At 61.7% G+C, this 16,179-nt stretch carries 19 protein-coding genes and 1 tRNA gene; 3 read left to right on the top strand and 17 right to left on the bottom strand.

Going from position 1 to position 16,179, the window contains the following annotated elements:
• Positions 1 to 158 precede the first annotated feature (158 nt).
• The 15 genes from NAV27_RS14355 to aspS all read right to left on the bottom strand — a co-directional run bounded on the left by NAV27_RS14355 (position 159) and on the right by aspS (position 12,199).
• Positions 159 to 234 (bottom strand) — tRNA-Lys (locus tag NAV27_RS14355).
• A gap of 57 nt (positions 235 to 291) precedes the next feature.
• A complete protein-coding gene (gene queC, locus NAV27_RS14360; protein ID WP_102828764.1) occupies positions 292 to 966 on the bottom strand; it encodes a 7-cyano-7-deazaguanine synthase QueC in 675 nt (224 codons plus the stop codon).
• Between the two features lie 53 nt (positions 967 to 1,019).
• Positions 1,020 to 1,667, bottom strand: a complete 648-nt coding sequence (queE, locus tag NAV27_RS14365; RefSeq protein WP_102828763.1) for a 7-carboxy-7-deazaguanine synthase QueE — start codon at positions 1,665 to 1,667, stop codon at positions 1,020 to 1,022.
• 113 nt (positions 1,668 to 1,780) lie between these two features.
• Entirely contained in the window at positions 1,781 to 2,599 is an 819-nt protein-coding gene (gene ybgF, locus NAV27_RS14370) for a tol-pal system protein YbgF (protein WP_102828762.1), read from the bottom strand.
• Positions 2,600 to 2,605: 6 nt separating this feature from the next.
• Positions 2,606 to 3,109 carry a peptidoglycan-associated lipoprotein Pal gene (gene pal / locus NAV27_RS14375; protein WP_008567647.1) on the bottom strand — a complete coding sequence of 168 codons (504 nt, stop codon included), beginning with the start codon at positions 3,107 to 3,109 and terminating at the stop codon, positions 2,606 to 2,608.
• A 57-nt stretch (positions 3,110 to 3,166) separates the two neighbouring features.
• The gene (tolB, locus tag NAV27_RS14380; protein WP_102828761.1) at positions 3,167 to 4,468 is read right to left on the bottom strand and encodes a Tol-Pal system beta propeller repeat protein TolB; all 1,302 of its coding nucleotides are present in this window, start codon (positions 4,466 to 4,468) and stop codon (positions 3,167 to 3,169) included.
• Entirely contained in the window at positions 4,465 to 5,466 is a 1,002-nt protein-coding gene (gene tolA, locus NAV27_RS14385; protein WP_102828760.1) for a cell envelope integrity protein TolA, read from the bottom strand. The genes tolB and tolA overlap by 4 nt, the downstream gene beginning before the upstream one ends.
• A complete protein-coding gene (gene tolR / locus NAV27_RS14390; protein WP_003290073.1) occupies positions 5,466 to 5,918 on the bottom strand; it encodes a protein TolR in 453 nt (150 codons plus the stop codon). The genes tolA and tolR overlap by 1 nt, the downstream gene beginning before the upstream one ends.
• 11 nt (positions 5,919 to 5,929) lie before the next feature.
• Positions 5,930 to 6,622, bottom strand: a complete 693-nt coding sequence (gene tolQ, locus NAV27_RS14395; protein ID WP_008567652.1) for a protein TolQ — start codon at positions 6,620 to 6,622, stop codon at positions 5,930 to 5,932.
• Between the two features lie 2 nt (positions 6,623 to 6,624).
• The gene (ybgC, locus tag NAV27_RS14400; protein WP_008567653.1) at positions 6,625 to 7,068 is read right to left on the bottom strand and encodes a tol-pal system-associated acyl-CoA thioesterase; all 444 of its coding nucleotides are present in this window, start codon (positions 7,066 to 7,068) and stop codon (positions 6,625 to 6,627) included.
• A gap of 51 nt (positions 7,069 to 7,119) precedes the next feature.
• Entirely contained in the window at positions 7,120 to 8,172 is a 1,053-nt protein-coding gene (gene ruvB, locus NAV27_RS14405; protein ID WP_043297584.1) for a Holliday junction branch migration DNA helicase RuvB, read from the bottom strand.
• Between the two features lie 4 nt (positions 8,173 to 8,176).
• Entirely contained in the window at positions 8,177 to 8,782 is a 606-nt protein-coding gene (gene ruvA / locus NAV27_RS14410; protein WP_008567655.1) for a Holliday junction branch migration protein RuvA, read from the bottom strand.
• Positions 8,783 to 8,853: 71 nt separating this feature from the next.
• Positions 8,854 to 9,378, bottom strand: coding sequence for a crossover junction endodeoxyribonuclease RuvC (gene ruvC, locus NAV27_RS14415; RefSeq protein ID WP_102828759.1), 525 nt, complete (start codon positions 9,376 to 9,378; stop codon positions 8,854 to 8,856).
• 165 nt (positions 9,379 to 9,543) lie between these two features.
• Positions 9,544 to 10,293, bottom strand: coding sequence for a YebC/PmpR family DNA-binding transcriptional regulator (locus NAV27_RS14420; RefSeq protein ID WP_003290081.1), 750 nt, complete (start codon positions 10,291 to 10,293; stop codon positions 9,544 to 9,546).
• A gap of 130 nt (positions 10,294 to 10,423) precedes the next feature.
• Positions 10,424 to 12,199 carry an aspartate--tRNA ligase gene (gene aspS, locus NAV27_RS14425; RefSeq protein WP_037019644.1) on the bottom strand — a complete coding sequence of 592 codons (1,776 nt, stop codon included), beginning with the start codon at positions 12,197 to 12,199 and terminating at the stop codon, positions 10,424 to 10,426.
• A gap of 301 nt (positions 12,200 to 12,500) precedes the next feature.
• On the opposite strand from aspS, the gene NAV27_RS14430 reads away from it, so the two are divergent.
• Both NAV27_RS14430 and NAV27_RS19165 read left to right on the top strand, forming a co-directional pair.
• Positions 12,501 to 12,971: a Dps family protein gene (locus tag NAV27_RS14430; protein WP_008567659.1), complete on the top strand. Its 471-nt coding sequence runs from the start codon at positions 12,501 to 12,503 to the stop codon at positions 12,969 to 12,971.
• 245 nt (positions 12,972 to 13,216) lie between these two features.
• Positions 13,217 to 13,828 carry a cold shock domain-containing protein gene (locus NAV27_RS19165; protein ID WP_102828758.1) on the top strand — a complete coding sequence of 204 codons (612 nt, stop codon included), beginning with the start codon at positions 13,217 to 13,219 and terminating at the stop codon, positions 13,826 to 13,828.
• 49 nt (positions 13,829 to 13,877) lie between these two features.
• Here the strand turns inward: NAV27_RS19165 and NAV27_RS14440 are convergent, their stop codons facing one another.
• Positions 13,878 to 14,084 (bottom strand): SlyX family protein, encoded by a 207-nt coding sequence (locus NAV27_RS14440; RefSeq protein ID WP_008567663.1) that lies wholly within the window; start codon positions 14,082 to 14,084, stop codon positions 13,878 to 13,880.
• Positions 14,085 to 14,087: 3 nt separating this feature from the next.
• Positions 14,088 to 14,510, bottom strand: a complete 423-nt coding sequence (locus NAV27_RS14445) for an HIT family protein (protein ID WP_102828757.1) — start codon at positions 14,508 to 14,510, stop codon at positions 14,088 to 14,090.
• A gap of 408 nt (positions 14,511 to 14,918) precedes the next feature.
• On the opposite strand from NAV27_RS14445, the gene NAV27_RS14450 reads away from it, so the two are divergent.
• A complete protein-coding gene (locus NAV27_RS14450) occupies positions 14,919 to 16,175 on the top strand; it encodes an OprD family porin (protein WP_102828756.1) in 1,257 nt (418 codons plus the stop codon).
• Positions 16,176 to 16,179: the final 4 nt, after the last annotated feature.

A 16,179-nucleotide genomic window follows, 5' to 3' on the forward strand; every position in this document is an offset into this window, starting at 1 on the left:
AAAGCACTTAAGCGAGCAGATGCTGGCGCAGCAGCCGCGCGCCCCGTCATGCGCTTCGGCCAGCCAATCACCGCAAAAGCGCTAATCGAGTCACGCAGAAACAAAAAAGCCGGAGACCTTAGCGGCCTCCGGCTTCATGGCTCTCTTAGGAGAGAATCTGGTGGGTCGTGTAGGATTCGAACCTACGACCAATTGGTTAAAAGCCAACTGCTCTACCAACTGAGCTAACGACCCGATGCGGGCGCATGATACTGATTTGATTGATGAAATCAACGATTTTTTTATTTTTCTTCAACGATAACGCGTAGGGTCGGCGATTCCGGCTGCGGCAAATCCCGCGGCCCGCAGACGGCAGCTGTCGCATTTTCCGCAGGCGCGCCCATCGTCATCAGCCTGATAGCAGGACACAGTCATCGCATAGTCCACGCCCAGGCGAGCTCCTTCCTGCACGATCTGCGCCTTGCTCAACTGTTGCAATGGCGCCCGGATGCGGAACCCGCGGCCTTCGACGCCTGCCTTGGTCGCGAGATTGGCCAGACGCTCGAAGGCCTCGACGAACTCTGGCCGGCAATCCGGATAACCCGAGTAATCGATCGCATTGACCCCGATGAAGATGTCATGGGCATCCAGCACTTCCGCCCAGCCGAGCGCTAGTGAAAGGAAAACGGTGTTGCGTGCCGGCACGTAGGTAACCGGAATGCCCTCACCGGGGAGCTCGGGCACTTCGATGCGGTCATCGGTGAGCGCCGAACCGCCGATGCCATCGAGATTCAGCCCGATAACCTTGTGCTCGACCACACCAAGCTGCCGGGCGACTCGCTCGGCAGCCTGCAACTCGGCACGGTGGCGCTGCCCATAGTCGAAGCTCATGGTGTAACAGCTGTAGCCCTGGTCACGGGCGATCGCCACGACCGTCGCCGAATCAAGGCCACCCGACAACAGAATGACCGCTCTTTTCTCGCCCATGCCTTTCCCTCAAACGGTTGATAGTCGGCCGCCGCAGACCGCAGCGCCGGAACTCAATGTCCGGGCGCGTCGTTCCAGATGATCTTGTGCAGCTGTAGCTGCAGGCGCACCGGCAGGTTGTCGTTGACGATCCAGTCCGCCAGAGCCCGTACATCGACCTGTCCATGACTGGGCGAGAACAGCACCTCACCCGCTCGCCGCTCCAACCGGTACTCGATCAGCTTCGACACCGCCCAGTCGTAGTCTTCGCGCGAGCAGATAACGAACTTCACCTGATCGTTCGGGGTAAGCAGCGCTATGTTTTCGTAGCGATTGCGCCCGACCTCGGCGGAGCCCGGCGTCTTCAGGTCGAGCACGCGGCTTACCCGTTCGTCTACGCCGGCGATGTCCAGCGCTCCGCTGGTTTCCAGCGAGACGCCGTAACCGGCATCGCACAGTCGCTGCAGCAGTGGCAGACAATTGGGCTGCGCCAGCGGTTCGCCACCGGTGACGCAGACATACCGCGGCGAGTAGGCGGCGACACGCTCGAGGATGGCTTCGAGCGTCATCAGCTCGCCACCGTTGAAGGCGTACGCGGTATCGCAGTACTGACAGCGAAGGGGACAGCCGGTCAGGCGAACGAACACCGTGGGCAGTCCACTGGTGCGCGTCTCCCCCTGCAGCGAGTAGAAAATCTCGGTAATTCGCAGGGTCTGGTGCATATCAGCCACGGGCGTGACGGCTAAACAGGCCATCCGCCTCCGTTGCAGGTAAAGGGGGCGCCGATTCTAACGAAAAAACCCGCCGTGTGGGCGGGTTTCGTTTGATCGAGCACTCAGCGGTTGAGCTGTCGCTGTGCCAGCTGGGCCGCCGAGCTGTTCGGAAACTGAGCAATGACCTGCCGCAGAATACCCTGCGCCTTGTCACGGTTGCCCAGTCGCAGCTCGACATCGGCGAGCTTGTACAGCGAGTCAGGCACTTTGTTGTGCTGCGGGTAAAGCTGACTGACCTTGGCGAAAGCCTGGCCGGCTCCCTGCAAGTCGCCTTTTGCAAGATTAACCTCGCCCAACCAGTACTGGGCATTGCCCGCATACTGACTGTTCGGATACTTGCGCAAAAATGCACCGAACGCCTGGCTGGCCTTGTCGAAATCCTTGGCCTTGATCAGATCGAAGGCTGCGTCGTAGTACAGCTTCTCCTTCGCCGGATCGCCTGCCGGATCGCCCGAGGGCGCCGGGGCATTTGGTGCAACACTGCCGCCGCTGGCGCTCTGGCCAGCATCGGCAACGGAATTCTGACCGGACGCGGCACTACCAGCGACACCACTGGCCAAGCGACGATCAAGATCTTGGTAACGCTCCAGACCTTCCTGTTGCAGACGTTGAATCTGGTTCTGCTGTTCCTCAAGCATGCCGCGCAACTGCGCGATCTCTTCCTGCATCTGCTGCAACTGCTGGAAGAGCATGCCCTGTGCCGAGGCTGGAGCAGCGGCTCCACCCCCGACATAGGCACCGCCACTCTCCGGCGCGGCCGTGGAATAACCCGAGTTGCCGTAAGCGGCTCCCGAATCACCCTCGACTACCGGCACCTGGGCCGCCGCGATCAGCGGCATCCCGAATACTGCGAGACTCAGAGCGTGGCGGTACTTGCGCATGACGAATTACTTACGCAGTTCGACGCGGCGGTTCTGAGCCCAGGACTGCTCGTCGTTGCCCATGGCAACCGGACGCTCTTCACCGTAGGAAACCAGTTCCAGCTGAGCCGGGGAAACGCCCTGCAGTACCAGGTAGCGCTGAACGGCCTTGGAGCGACGCTCGCCCAGAGCCATGTTGTACTCACGGGTGCCGCGCTCGTCGGTGTGGCCTTCCAGAACGACGCGAGCGCCGTTGCCTTTCAGGTCCTTGGCGTGTACGTCGAGGGCACGCATGGCTTCCGGCTTGAGGTCGGAGCTGTCGTACTCGAAGTAGAAGGTGGTGATGGCGCGCAGAGCAGCTTCTTCGCTCATGCTGCCGTCAACGGAACCAGCGTCCGCACCGTAGCCAGCGTTAGGATCGATAGCGCCCGAGCCTTCGCCGGAATCGTCGCCGCCCTTGGAGGAACAGCCAACAGCGACAGCCATGGCCAGAGCCAGCGCGGTGAACTTACCGAATTTCAGCATTTCCATCTGTAACAACCCCAGGTGTGGTTTTGGTTTGTTGGTTAAAAAAGCGTTGGTACCGCATCAGTTCAGGTAAGGGGACCAGGATGGCTCTCGGACTTCGCCTTGAGCAGTAGGAAGCGGGAGCCTCACTCGCCCATTGATGGACACGAGCATCAGGACTCCCCGGCCCTGCTGGCGGGTTGCGTAGATTAGCATGGTGCCATTAGGCGCAACAGTGGGCGATTCGTCCAGAGTGGTCTCCGAGAGCAGGCGCAGACTGCCCCGCTGAAGGTCCTGAGCGGCAACCTTGAAGTTGGTATAGCCATCCTGCCGATGAATCATGACCAGCGTCTTTTCGTCAGCCGACAGTTTCGGGTTGGCGTTGTAGTTGCCGACGAAGGTAACCCGCTCGGCCGCACCGCTGCCCAGTCGCTGCTTGTAGATCTGCGGCTTGCCGGCGCGGTCGGAGGTGAAATAGATGGTCTGGCCATCGGCACCCCAGAACGGCTCGGTGTCGATGGAATAGTGATTGGTCAGCCGCTGCAGCTGCCGCGAGCCCAGATCCATCACATAGATTTCCGGATTGCCGTCCTTGGACAGCACGAATGCCAGGCGATTGCCATCCGGCGAGAATGCCGGCGCACCGTTCAGCCCCTCGAAACCGGTGACTTGCTCGCGCCGACCGGTGTCGATGTGCTGGATGAAGATGCGCGGCCGCTTCTGCTCGAACGAAACGTAGGCGATGCGCCGACCGTCCGGTGAGTAGCGCGGCGACAGGATCGGTTCGCGCGACTGCAGCAGCGTCACTGCGCGCGCGCCATCATAGTCGGAGCGCTGCAGGGTGTAGCGGGTGTTTGCGCCACCGAGGCGCTCCGCCGTCACGTACAGCAAACGAGTGGAAAAGGCACCCTTGATGCCGGTGAGTTTCTCGAACGCCTGGTCGGAGACGTAGTGCGCCATGTCGCGCAGCTGATCGGGAGAACCACCGACACTGCCGGTCATGACCTGCTGTTCGGTGGTCACGTTGAACACACCGAACTGCACCTGCAGACGCCCACCGGACGGCTGGATACTCCCCACCACGACATACTGGGCGCCCAGTGCCTTCCAGTCACGGTAGATAATCTCGCTGCCGCGGGTAGGCATGCTGATCATGTTCTGCCGCGGGATCGGCTGAAAAATACCGGAATTGCGCAAGTCATTGCCGATGATATCGGCCATGTCCTCGGGCAATACGGTGCCGCCTTGCCAGCCGAACGGCACCACCGCCACCGGGATGGCGCGATCGGTACCGCTGGTGACGACGATGTTCTTCTCCTGCGCTACCGCCGTTCCCAGCAGGCAGCAGAGAAGGACGAGAATACCTCGAAGGGAATTGATCACAACGCTAGATCCTCTGGCGTGAACGTCATTTTGAACGATCGGTAGGGTTGGAAATCCTGCGGACTGAGCCCTTGCATCTCCGTCAACCGACCAATATTCCTCACCGCAGCAACCGCGGAGTTGTCGAATGGCACATCGCCGCTCGACCTCGCCACGCTGACCCCGGTGATGGTGCCATCAGGCAACATGTTCACCTGCAACTGCACCGACATGTTGTTGCGGGCCGAAGGCGGACGCGTCCAGCCCTCGGCGGCGCGCAGACGAATCAGGTCATCGAAGTTGCCCGCCACCTGATCACCCTGACTGTCAGCCAGCGCCTGCTGGCGCTCGGTTGTGTCCGATAGCAGCTCGGCCAATGCCTGCGCCTTCTTATCCTCGGCCGCTTTACGCGCAGCCTCTGCCGCAGCCTTCTTCTTCGCCGCTTCGGCTGCCGCCTTTTTCTTGGCGTCTTCAGCCGCTTTCTTCTTCGCCTGCTCAGCCGCCGCCTTTTTCTTCGCTTCCTCGGCAGCCTTCTTCTTGGCCTCTTCAGCCGCTTTCTTCTTCGCTTCTTCGGCGGCCTTTTTCTTTGCGATATCGGCCTGTTTCTGCTGTTCGACCTTCTTGGCTTCCTCGGCCTTCTTCGCTTCAGCAGTCTTCTTCGCAGCGGCCGCTTTCTCCGCTTCGGCCTTTCGAGCCTGCTCGGCCTTCTTTTGTTCCGCAGCCTTGGCCGCTGCCTGCTTCTGCTGCTCGACCTTGCGCTGTTCCATCTGCTCGGTCTCGTATTGCTTGGCAGCAGTCTTCTTGGCTTCGCCAGCGATCTTTTGATTAGTCTGGGTCGTGGCCTGACTTTGCGACTTCAGCTGATACAGCGTGGCCTGAACGATGGGCTTGGACGGCGGCAAATCGGGCGTCATGGCGAAGCTGACGAAAAGCAGGCCGAAGATGATGACATGCAGACCAACCGCCAGAACGACGGGCCAGAAGTAGCTTTCCGCAGGAGAGCGTTCAGCGTGCTGCATCAGGGCGCCTCGGTGATCAGGCCGACGTTGCCCACGCCTGCTTCCTGCAACCCACCCATCGCGGCCATGACCGAGCCGTAATCGACCGCCTTGTCACCGCGCACGAATACCTGCACCTGCTTACCCTGGCTGCGATTCTGATTCATGATCGCCGTGACCGCCCTGGTCATCTCATCGAGCGTCAGCGCACGATCCTGCACGGTATCGGTGTCCACCTCGCTGCCCATGTTCCAGTAATAGGTCTTGTCGGCCTTGATCGAGATGGTCAGCACCTGGGCGTTGTTGTCCTGCGGCAGCGCCTCGCTGCTGACCTTGGGCAGATCGACCTTCACGCCCTGGTTGAGCATGGGCGCGGTCACCATGAAGATCACCAGCAGCACCAGCATCACGTCGATGTAGGGCACCACGTTCATCTCGGCGACGGGCTTGCGTCTGTTGCGAATTCTGGCCATTACGTGAGGCCTCAATCTTCGGTGGTGTGAACTTTGCGATGCAGAATCGCCTGGAACTCGTCGGCGAAGGTGTAGTAGCGCCCGATCAGCATCTCGCCGCGAGCGGAGAAACGGTTATAGGCGATAACCGCCGGAATTGCGGCGAACAGGCCGATAGCGGTGGCAATCAGCGCCTCGGCGATGCCCGGGGCAACAGTCGCCAGGGTGGCCTGCTGCACCTGGGCCAGGCCACGGAAGGAATTCATGATGCCCCACACGGTACCGAACAGGCCGATATAGGGACTGGTCGAACCGACGGTGGCGAGAAATGGCAGGCTCTGCTCGAGTTTTTCTTCCTCACGGGAAATGGCCACGCGCATCGCACGGTTCACGCCATCCATCACCGCATCGGGGTCAACGCCCTGCTGCTGGCGCAGCCGGGAAAACTCCTTGAAACCTGCGCGGAAGATCTGCTCGACCCCGGAATCCGGATCGGGATTGCTACCGGCCTGGCGGTACAGCTTGGACAGATCGATGCCCGACCAGAAGCGCTCCTCGAAGGCATCCAGCGAACGCTTGGCGGCACGCAGCAGATTGCCACGCTGGAAAATCATGATCCATGAGGTGACCGAGGCCCCCACAAGGATCAGCATGACCAGCTGCACCACGAAGCTGGCATTGCTGATCAGGCTCCACATGGACATATGATCGACGTTGGCTTCCACGCTTACTCTCCTGCAGGGGATAGACCCGAGTCGGCGAAGGCTGCGCGCAGCGCTTCGGGAATGACTCGGGGTTTCAGACTTTCGGCACGCACGCAGGCCACCAGGACCTGACCTTCACACAGCAATCGCCCATCCGCGGCACGCTTGACCTGCTGATTGAAACGCAGACTGGCGCGCTTCATTTCAACCACCTCGGCACTCACCAGCAGCTCGTCGTCCAGTCGCGCCGGGGCGTGATAACGCGCCTCGCACGAATGCACAACGAACAGCAGGTCTTCCCCGACGAGCTGCGACTGGTCGAAACCCAGGTCGCGCAGGCGTTCGGTACGAGCCCGTTCCATGAACTTGAGGTAGTTGACGTAGTAGACGATGCCGCCCGCGTCGGTATCCTCGTAATAGACCCGACAGCGATGGACGAACGGCTCAGCGTTGATTCGCGCGCGCATACTAGTGCCCGGCCTGAAAAATGCCAATTGGGTGGGTAAATAATATTTTCATCAATCCGTGTCGCCGCTGAACAGATCCGGCGTGGGCGATTCGGCCAGACGCCGCGGCAGATTCAGGCCGAAGTGCAGATAGGCGTGCCGCGTGACCACGCGCCCACGTGGCGTACGCATAATGTATCCTTGCTGGATCAGGTAGGGCTCGAGCACATCCTCGATGGTATGGCGCTCTTCACTGATGGCGGCGGCCAGGCTGTCGACGCCCACCGGCCCGCCATCGAACTTCTCGATCAGCGCCAGCAGCAGGCGGCGATCCTGATGATCGAAGCCCCGCTCGTCGACATCCAGCATATTCAACGCCAGGTCGGCGATCTCGCGGGTGATCTCACCACGCCCGCGCACTTCCGCGAAATCGCGGACACGGCGCAGTAGGCGGTTGGCGATGCGCGGGGTACCACGCGCGCGGCGGGCAATCTCGAAGGCGCCTGCCGCCTCGGTCGGCAACCCGAGGATGCCTGCCGAACGACTGACAATGGTCGCCAAATCCTCGGTCGAATAGAACTCCAGGCGCTGCACGATGCCGAAGCGATCGCGCAGCGGATTGGTCAGCATGCCGGCACGGGTCGTCGCGCCAACCAAGGTGAAGGGTGGCAGATCGAGCTTGATCGAGCGCGCCGCCGGGCCTTCGCCGATCATGATGTCGAGCTGGAAATCCTCCATCGCCGGATACAGCACCTCCTCGACGATCGGAGATAGACGATGGATCTCATCGACGAACAGCACATCGCCCGCTTCCAGATTGGTCAGTAACGCGGCGAGATCGCCCGGGCGCTCGAGGACCGGGCCGGACGTGCTCTTGATCGAGACACCCATCTCCTCGGCGATGATGTTCGCCAGGGTGGTCTTGCCGAGGCCGGGCGGGCCGAAGATCAGGGTGTGATCCAGCGCCTCGCCGCGACCCTTGGCGGCGCGGATGAACAGGTCCATCTGCTCGCGCACCACCGGCTGGCCGATATATTCGGCAAGCCGTAACGGGCGGATGGCGCGGTCCAGCTGCTCGTCGCGGTCACGACTGCTGGCGGTGATCAGGCGGTCGGCTTCGATCATGGCGTTACACCATGCCCTTGAGGGCACGGCGAATCAATTCTTCACTGCTCAAACCGTCTTCCTGTATGGCGCCGACTGCCCGACTGGCTTCCTGCGGCTTGAACCCCAACGAAATAAGGGCGCTGACCGCATCGTTCTCGGCGCTTGTGACTGCCCCGGCGCCGCGAGGTTCAACCACCAGCGTGGCAATCGAGGGCATGGTTTCCCAGGCCTTGAAGCGATCCTTGAGTTCGACCAGCAGGCGCTCGGCGGTCTTCTTCCCGACCCCCGGTATTTTCACCAGGGTCGATGTGTCCTGCGCTTGCACGCAACGCACCAGCTCGTCCACCTCCATCCCCGACATCAGCGCCAGCGCCAGCTTCGGCCCTACGCCGTTGAGGCGAATCAGTTCGCGGAACAGCTCGCGCTCACGCTTCTCGAAGAAACCGTAGAGCAACTGGGCGTCTTCGCGCACCACCAGATGGGTGTGCAGCGTGACGCTTTCGCCAACGCCGGGCAGGCGATAGAGCGTGGTCATCGGCACCTCGACCTCATAGCCGACGCCGTTCGCATCGAGAAGCAGATGAGGCGGTTGCTTTTCCGCCAGGGTGCCACGCAAACGTCCGATCACGATTCCGCTTCCTCCAACATCGCCGGTCTCGCCCGGCGACTGCCAAAACTGTTCTACCGCCCCAAGCGGGACTACAAGCGCAAACGTCCGCCCCGGCGCTTGGCGCCGCTCAAACCGTGCGGAATCAGGCTCTGCCGATGATGCGCATGGCACAGCGCGATGGCCAACGCATCGGACGCATCGATCTGCGGCTTTTCCAGCAGCTTGAGCAAGTGCATGACCATCATCTGGACTTGCTGCTTGTCCGCCCCACCGGTTCCGACAATTGCCTGCTTGACCTGGGTCGCTGTGTACTCCGCGATCTGCAGGCCGGCCTCGGCACCGGCGACGATTGCCGCACCGCGTGCCTGGCCGAGCTTGAGCGCCGAATCGGCGTTGCGCGCCATGAACACCTGCTCGATGCCCATCGTCACCGGGCCGTAGGTCCGGATCACCTCGCTAACACCACCGAATACCGCTCGCAGACGCTCGGCCAGCTCGCCGCTGCCGGTGCGAATGCAGCCCGAAGCCACATATTCGCAGCCGCGCCCGGTGTCACGCACCACCCCGTAGCCGGTAATTCGCGAGCCGGGGTCGATTCCCAAAATCAGCGTCATGGCCGTGGTCGCGCTGTCTATTTATCCAGTGCCCGAGTATACGGCTGCGCCTCCCGGCGCGCCACCGCCGAGCCGATTCAGGCCCGGCGATTTCGTCAGACTGACGCGCATAAAAAAGCCGGAAGCGCCGCTGGGCGTCTTCCGGCCTTCCTCGATCCGATGCCGTCAGCCGAGCTGTTCCATGATCTCGTCCGCGATCTCGGCGTTGTGGTAGACGTTCTGCACGTCGTCCAGATCCTCCAGCGCATCGATCAGACGCAGCACCTTCTGCGCGGTCTCGACATCGGCGATCGGAGCGGTGATCGAGGGGATCATCGCGACTTCAGCCTCATCACCCTTGAAGCCGGCCTGAGTCAGCGCCTCGTTGACCGAAAGGAAGTCGGCGAAGCTGGTGTAGATTTCCACCGAGCCGTCCTCCTGGCTGACCACGTCATCGGCGCCCGCTTCCAGCGCCGCTTCCATCAGCGCGTCCTCGTCGACACCCGGCGCGTAGCTGATCTGCCCCTTGCGATCGAACATGTAGGCCACGGAACCATCGGTGCCAAGGTTGCCGCCATTCTTGCTGAAGGCGTGGCGCACCTCGGCCGCAGTACGGTTACGGTTGTCGGTCATGGCCTCGATGATGATGGCCACGCCGCTGGGTGCGTAGCCCTCATAAGTCAGCTCGGTCATGTTGTCGGCTTCGTTGGAGCCGGCACCACGGGCGATGGCGCGGTCAATCACGTCGCGCGACATGTTGGCGGTCAGCGCCTTGTCCACCGCCAGGCGCAGGCGCGGGTTGTCCGCGGGTACGCCACCGCCGTGTTTGGCCGCCACGGTCAGTTCGCGGATCAGCTTGGTGAAGATCTTGCCCCGCTTGGCGTCCTGACGCTCCTTGCGGTGCTTGATGTTGGCCCATTTGGAATGACCAGCCATAACTCACTCCATTTCTTCAACTGGATCAGTAGTTCCGAAACCCAACCCGCGGGCGGGCTTCGCCGAATCGCCTGGCAAACCGCTACTGCCAAGACGAAGAAGCCTGGCAAAACCAGGCTTCCGATGGTGCTTATTCCGCCTTGGGCTGCTCGCGCAGGCGGATGTGCAGGTCGCGCAGCGCCTTGTTGTCCACCGCACCCGGCGCTTGGGTCATCACGTCCGCAGCGCTCTGGGTTTTCGGGAACGCGATCACTTCGCGGATCGACTGCGCACCGGTCATCAGCATCACCAGCCGGTCCAGGCCGAAGGCCAGACCGCCATGCGGCGGCGCGCCGAACTTCAGTGCGTCGAGCAGGAAGCCGAACTTCTCTTCCTGCTCGGCCTCGTCGATGCCGAGGATGCGGAATACCGCCTGCTGCATTTCCTTGCGGTGAATACGGATGGAGCCGCCACCCAGCTCGGTGCCGTTGAGCACCATGTCGTAGGCGCGCGACAGCGCGGCGCCCGGATTGGCCTCCAGCTCCTCGGGGGTGCACTTGGGCGCAGTGAACGGGTGGTGCAGCGCCGACAGCGAGCCGTCGTCGTTCTCCTCGAACATCGGGAAGTCCACGACCCACAGCGGTGCCCACTCGCAGGTCAGCAGCTTGAGGTCATGGCCGACCTTGATGCGCAGTGCACCCAGCGCTTCGGAGACGATTTTCGCCTTGTCGGCGCCGAAGAAGACGATGTCGCCATCCTGCGCACCGACGCGGTCGAGAATGACGTTGAGGTTGTCTTCGGGGATGAACTTGACGATCGGCGACTGCAGGCCCTCGACACCCTTGGCACGCTCGTTGACCTTGATGTAGGCCAGGCCCTTGGCGCCGTAGATGCCGACGAACTTGGTGTAATCGTCGATCTGGCTGCGCGGCATGCTCGCCGCGCCCGGAACGCGCAGCGCAGCGACGCGACCCTTCGGATCGTTGGCCGGGCCGGAGAAGACCTTGAACTCGACGGCATTGAGCTGATCAGCAACGTCCACCAGTTCCAGCGGGATGCGCAGGTCGGGCTTGTCCGAGCCATAGCGGCGCATGGCTTCCTCGAACGGCATGTGCGGGAATTCGCCGAACTCCAGGTCCAGTACTTCCTTGAACAGCTTGCGGATCATGCCCTCGGTGATGGCAATGATGTCCGCCTCCTCGAGGAAGCTGGTCTCGATGTCGATCTGAGTGAATTCCGGCTGGCGGTCGGCGCGCAGGTCTTCGTCACGGAAGCATTTGGCGATCTGGTAGTAGCGGTCGAAGCCCGCCACCATCAGCAGCTGCTTGAACAGCTGCGGCGATTGCGGCAGGGCGAAGAAGTTACCGGCGTGGGTGCGGCTCGGCACGAGGTAGTCGCGCGCACCCTCGGGAGTCGGGCGACCGAGGATCGGCGTCTCGACGTCGAGGAAGCCGTTCTCGTCCAGGTAGCGACGGATGCTGGCGGTGATGCGCGAGCGCAGCTTGAGCTTCTCGGCCATCTCCGGGCGACGCAGATCGATGAAACGATAGCGCAGACGAGTTTCCTCACCCACGTCGCTGTATTCGTTGAGTGGGAACGGCGGGGTTTCCGCCTCGTTCAGCACGTCCAGCTCGTAGCCCAGCACCTCGATGGCGCCGGAGGCGATGTTCGGGTTAACCGCACCGGCCGGACGCAGACGCACCTTGCCGCGAATGCATACAACGAACTCGCTGCGCACGCGGTCGGCGACGGCGAAGGTTTCCGCGCGATCCGGATCGAATACCACCTGGGCGAGACCTTCACGATCACGAATGTCGAGGAAGATCACCCCGCCATGGTCGCGACGGCGATGTACCCAGCCGCAGAGAGTGATTTCCTGGCCATCCAGGCTTTCATTGAGTTGGCCGCAATAGTGGCTGCGCATCATGGTGGTGTTCGCTTCTCGTATCTTTGATTCGTTAGGTCGCTGGAGCCGCGGTGCCGGCGCACGATTGCCGGGCGCCGCTTCCTGGCTATCGAGCCGCCGGGCACAAGCGCGGGATTATATCCGCATAATCGTCACGACGCAGCCGTCGCCCGGCAGCCAAGCCTGCGCATTCGCTCGCAGGGAACCCACGACGAGAAGCCCCTTCCAAAGCCAGGTGGCCTGCCGCGACGCCACATCAGCAACAAAAGCCGCGGTTTTTCTGGCATAACTGCAACCGGATCCCCCACCAAGGAGAACAACCATGGAAATCGATATCGGCATCGCCGAACAGGACCGTGCCGCCATCGCAGAAGGGCTGTCTCGTCTGCTCGCCGACACCTATACGCTGTACTTGAAGACCCACAACTTCCACTGGAACGTCACCGGGCCGATGTTCAACACGCTGCATACCATGTTCGAGACTCAGTACACCGAACTGGCGCTCGCCGTGGATGAGATCGCCGAGCGTATCCGCGCTCTCGGCTTCCCGGCGCCGGGAACCTACGCTGCCTATGCGCGCCTGTCGTCGATCAAGGAAGACGAAGGCGTGCCATCTGCCGAGCAGATGATCAAGCTGCTGGTCGAAGGCCAGGAAGCGGTCGTGCGCACCGCACGTGGCATCTTCCCGCTGCTGGATAAGGTCAGCGACGAGCCGACTGCCGACCTGTTGACCCAGCGCATGCAGATCCACGAAAAGACCGCCTGGATGCTGCGCAGCCTGCTGGCAGCCTGAGTCATCCTCGCCGAGGCGGTCGCCATGCCACCCGCCTCGGCTGCAGGCTCCCTCCCCCGGGCGCACCGTCAGTGTGCGCCCGGCCAAGGCTCATTTGAGCGCCACCGGCCTTTGCTGTTAAATACGGCCGCGCTGCGGCGCCGAGTCTCTTCGCCAGTCAGGCATCTGCACGTCTGCTAGCTCATTCCCCAGGCACTCGCCTGCCGCCGCCTTTTCCTGTCGTGTATCCACTACGAGTCATAAGAATGCTCAAGATCGTCCATGTATTAACCGGCGTCCTCGCCTTACTGCTGTCATTCGTACCCAGCCTGCGCGGCGATCTGCCGCTTCTCCTGCAACCAGCCGCACTCTGCCTGCTGATGATCGGCCTGCTGAATATCCAGTTCATTCCGTCGATTACCGCGAACACCGATCCGCGCGCCCGTCCCGTTCTGCTCGGCGTATCAGTGCTGCTGGTGCTGGCCGCCGCAGCCCAGGCTCTCATCCTGCTACTGCCGCTGGAGCAGATCGCCGGCCAACCGGCCACGCTCGCCAGCCTGCTGCTGGTATTCGTCGCCGTGCTCCTGCACCTGGCGGCTACTCGCACCCAGCGCCAGCCGCAGCGCGAACGCCCGCGGCAGCAGCGCGCACCCGCCGCCAGCGTCAGCGGCGCCGGCCGGGAAACCGGTACGGTGAAGTGGTTCAACACGTCCAAAGGTTTCGGCTTCATTTCCCGCGATAGCGGCGACGACGTGTTCGTGCATTTCCGCGCGATTCGCGGCGAGGGCCATCGCGTGCTGACCGAAGGACAGCGCGTCGAATTCACCATCATGTTGCGTGACAAGGGCCTACAGGCCGAGGACGTGGTCACGTTGTAAGTGCGATGCCGGCAGGCGCAGGCCCTGCCGGCCTCTTGCGCTCCACCGGTCAGTAATGCGGTGGCGGCGCCTCGTCTTCCTCGCCCCCGATGCTGCTCTGCATTTCTTCCAGCCGCCTGGCCAATGCCTGCAACTGCAGCTGCATTCGATCAACCAGACGCCGCTGCTCGACCAGCACATCGTTCAACGTCTGGATCGTATCGTCCTGAAATGCCAGTCGCGCCTCCAGATCGGCGATTCGCGATTCCACGTTCATAACTCACTCTCCGAAGCGAAACTGATCGGTCAACACAGTCTTGAGGCGGGCCCTGATCGCCGCCGCCTGATCCTGCGTATACGGCTTGGGCTGATGCCGCCCCCACACCGGCGCCGGCCACGCCGCATCATCGCGGGAGCGGGCAATGACGTGCATATGCAGCTGGCTGACGACGTTGCCCAACGTCGCGACATTCATCTTGTCCGCGCCGAAACTGTCCTTGACGATTTCTGCAAACGCGGTGGTTTCACGCCACAACTGCTGCTGATCCGCTGCGTCCAGCTGAAACAGCTCGCTGACCGCCTCGCGCCGCGGCACCAGGATGAACCACGGGTACTGTGCATCGTTCATCAGCAGTAGCCGACACAACGGAAAGTCGCCAATCGGCAATGTGTCCTGCTCCAGACGCGAATCGAGAATGAACATAACGGCGCTCCTGTATGACAAGGTCAGGCGCGGTCGAACCCACGCTGGCGCCAAGAATACCCTTGCGCGCGGATCCGCGCCTTCACGGAGCAGAGGCAAGCGAGCATGCCCCACCATGCAGCACATGCTGCCGCTCGGCTTGGTGCGCGCGCGTGCAGCGCCGAGCCGACACGACTTGAGTACGCTTCTTGCTAGACAGCGATTGGTCGAGTCTTGCACGTAAGCCGAAAGCAGGCTTGGCAAACTTGCTCTAGCCTATCGACGCAGCTAAACAGTACATTCTGCGAATGGCTCGATACTAAGAAGCGTAATACGCCGAAATCGGGCCAGATTCGGATAACAAGAAGCGATCTCTGCGTGCGTCGACACGAGAGCAAGCACCGTTTTGAACCAATGGAGCAAATCACGATGAAAGTGATGAAGTGGAGCGTAATCGCCCTTGCCGTTGCGGCGGGCACATCCCAAATGGCGCTGGCCAGCCAGCAGTCGGAAGCGAAGGGCTTCGTCGAGGATGCAAACCTGGACCTGCTGCTGCGCACCACCTATTTCAACCGCGACTACAAGGACAACCGGGCAGATGCCAGGAGCCTGGGGCAAGGCTTCATCACCACCTTCGAATCGGGTTTCACCCAAGGCACCGTTGGCGTAGGTGTTGATGCCTACGGCATTCTTGGTGTTCGTTTGGACGGTGGCCGCGGCCATACCTACGGCGCCATGTTCGAGCGCGACTCTAATGGCGACCCTGAACGCGACCTGTCCCAGGCTGGCGCCGCGGTAAAACTGCAGTTCTCCAATACCGTGATCAAGTACGGCAACCAGTTCCCGTCGCTGCCGGTTCTCGCCTATGACGATTCCCGTCTGCTGCCCGAGTCCTTCACCGGCACACTGATCACCAGTAACGAGATTGAAGGCCTGGAACTGAACGCCGGCCGCTTCACTGCCGATAGTGCAATGCAGTCCTCGAGCCGCGATTCGCTCAACTACCTCGACCTGACGCTCAAGAGCATCGATGTTGTCGGCGGAACCTATGCGTTCACCGACAACCTGAGCGCCTCGCTCTACTACGCCGACAACGAAGATATCGCCAAGAAGAAGTACGCTAACGTTAATTACGTAATGCCTCTGACGGCCGATCAATCGCTTGCCTTCGACTTCAACATCTACGACAACAAGTACGACAAGCGGGCTTTTGGCGAGACACAGGACACCACGATCTGGAGCCTGTCGGCCAAGTACTCTGTTGGCTCGCATGCCTTTATCCTCGCCCACCAGCGCGTGACCGGCGACGGCAACTACGAGTACGACATCGGCGATGGCGGCAGCTCTATCTGGGTAGCCAACTCCTACTATTCCGACTTCAACTCCAAGGACGAGCGCTCCTGGCAAGCCAGCTACGAGCTGGACTTCAGCGATTACGGTGTTCCGGGGCTGTTCTGGAAAACTGCGTATGTCTACGGCGACAACGTCGATACCGGCACCGGCGAAGGCAAGGAAACCGAGTTCTTCAACCAGGTCCAGTACGTAGTCCAGAGCGGCCCGGCGAAGGATCTGTCGCTGAAACTACGCAACTCCATCTACCGCTCCAACAGCGACATGCGTAACTACTACAGCGAGGACCTGAACGAGATCCGCGCATTCATCGAATACCCGCTGAGCATCCTGTAACCCA

Source organism: Stutzerimonas degradans (assembly GCF_024448505.1).
In the GTDB taxonomy this organism is placed as follows: Bacteria; Pseudomonadota; Gammaproteobacteria; order Pseudomonadales; family Pseudomonadaceae; genus Stutzerimonas; species Stutzerimonas degradans.

What these genes read in the sequence shown, in the direction of transcription:
- queC (WP_102828764.1), bottom strand. Translation starts at nt 966, where the DNA reads ATGGGCGAGAAAAGAGCGGTCATTCTGTTGTCGGGTGGCCTTGATTCG.
- queE (WP_102828763.1), bottom strand. Translation starts at nt 1,667, where the DNA reads ATGCACCAGACCCTGCGAATTACCGAGATTTTCTACTCGCTGCAGGGG.
- ybgF (WP_102828762.1), bottom strand. Translation starts at nt 2,599, where the DNA reads ATGCGCAAGTACCGCCACGCTCTGAGTCTCGCAGTATTCGGGATGCCG.
- pal (WP_008567647.1), bottom strand. Translation starts at nt 3,109, where the DNA reads ATGGAAATGCTGAAATTCGGTAAGTTCACCGCGCTGGCTCTGGCCATG.
- tolA (WP_102828760.1), bottom strand. Translation starts at nt 5,466, where the DNA reads ATGCAGCACGCTGAACGCTCTCCTGCGGAAAGCTACTTCTGGCCCGTC.
- tolR (WP_003290073.1), bottom strand. Translation starts at nt 5,918, where the DNA reads ATGGCCAGAATTCGCAACAGACGCAAGCCCGTCGCCGAGATGAACGTG.
- ybgC (WP_008567653.1), bottom strand. Translation starts at nt 7,068, where the DNA reads ATGCGCGCGCGAATCAACGCTGAGCCGTTCGTCCATCGCTGTCGGGTC.
- ruvB (WP_043297584.1), bottom strand. Translation starts at nt 8,172, where the DNA reads ATGATCGAAGCCGACCGCCTGATCACCGCCAGCAGTCGTGACCGCGAC.
- ruvC (WP_102828759.1), bottom strand. Translation starts at nt 9,378, where the DNA reads ATGACGCTGATTTTGGGAATCGACCCCGGCTCGCGAATTACCGGCTAC.
- NAV27_RS14420 (WP_003290081.1), bottom strand. Translation starts at nt 10,293, where the DNA reads ATGGCTGGTCATTCCAAATGGGCCAACATCAAGCACCGCAAGGAGCGT.
- aspS (WP_037019644.1), bottom strand. Translation starts at nt 12,199, where the DNA reads ATGATGCGCAGCCACTATTGCGGCCAACTCAATGAAAGCCTGGATGGC.
- NAV27_RS14430 (WP_008567659.1), top strand. Translation starts at nt 12,501, where the DNA reads ATGGAAATCGATATCGGCATCGCCGAACAGGACCGTGCCGCCATCGCA.
- NAV27_RS19165 (WP_102828758.1), top strand. Translation starts at nt 13,217, where the DNA reads ATGCTCAAGATCGTCCATGTATTAACCGGCGTCCTCGCCTTACTGCTG.
- NAV27_RS14440 (WP_008567663.1), bottom strand. Translation starts at nt 14,084, where the DNA reads ATGAACGTGGAATCGCGAATCGCCGATCTGGAGGCGCGACTGGCATTT.
- NAV27_RS14445 (WP_102828757.1), bottom strand. Translation starts at nt 14,510, where the DNA reads ATGTTCATTCTCGATTCGCGTCTGGAGCAGGACACATTGCCGATTGGC.
- NAV27_RS14450 (WP_102828756.1), top strand. Translation starts at nt 14,919, where the DNA reads ATGAAAGTGATGAAGTGGAGCGTAATCGCCCTTGCCGTTGCGGCGGGC.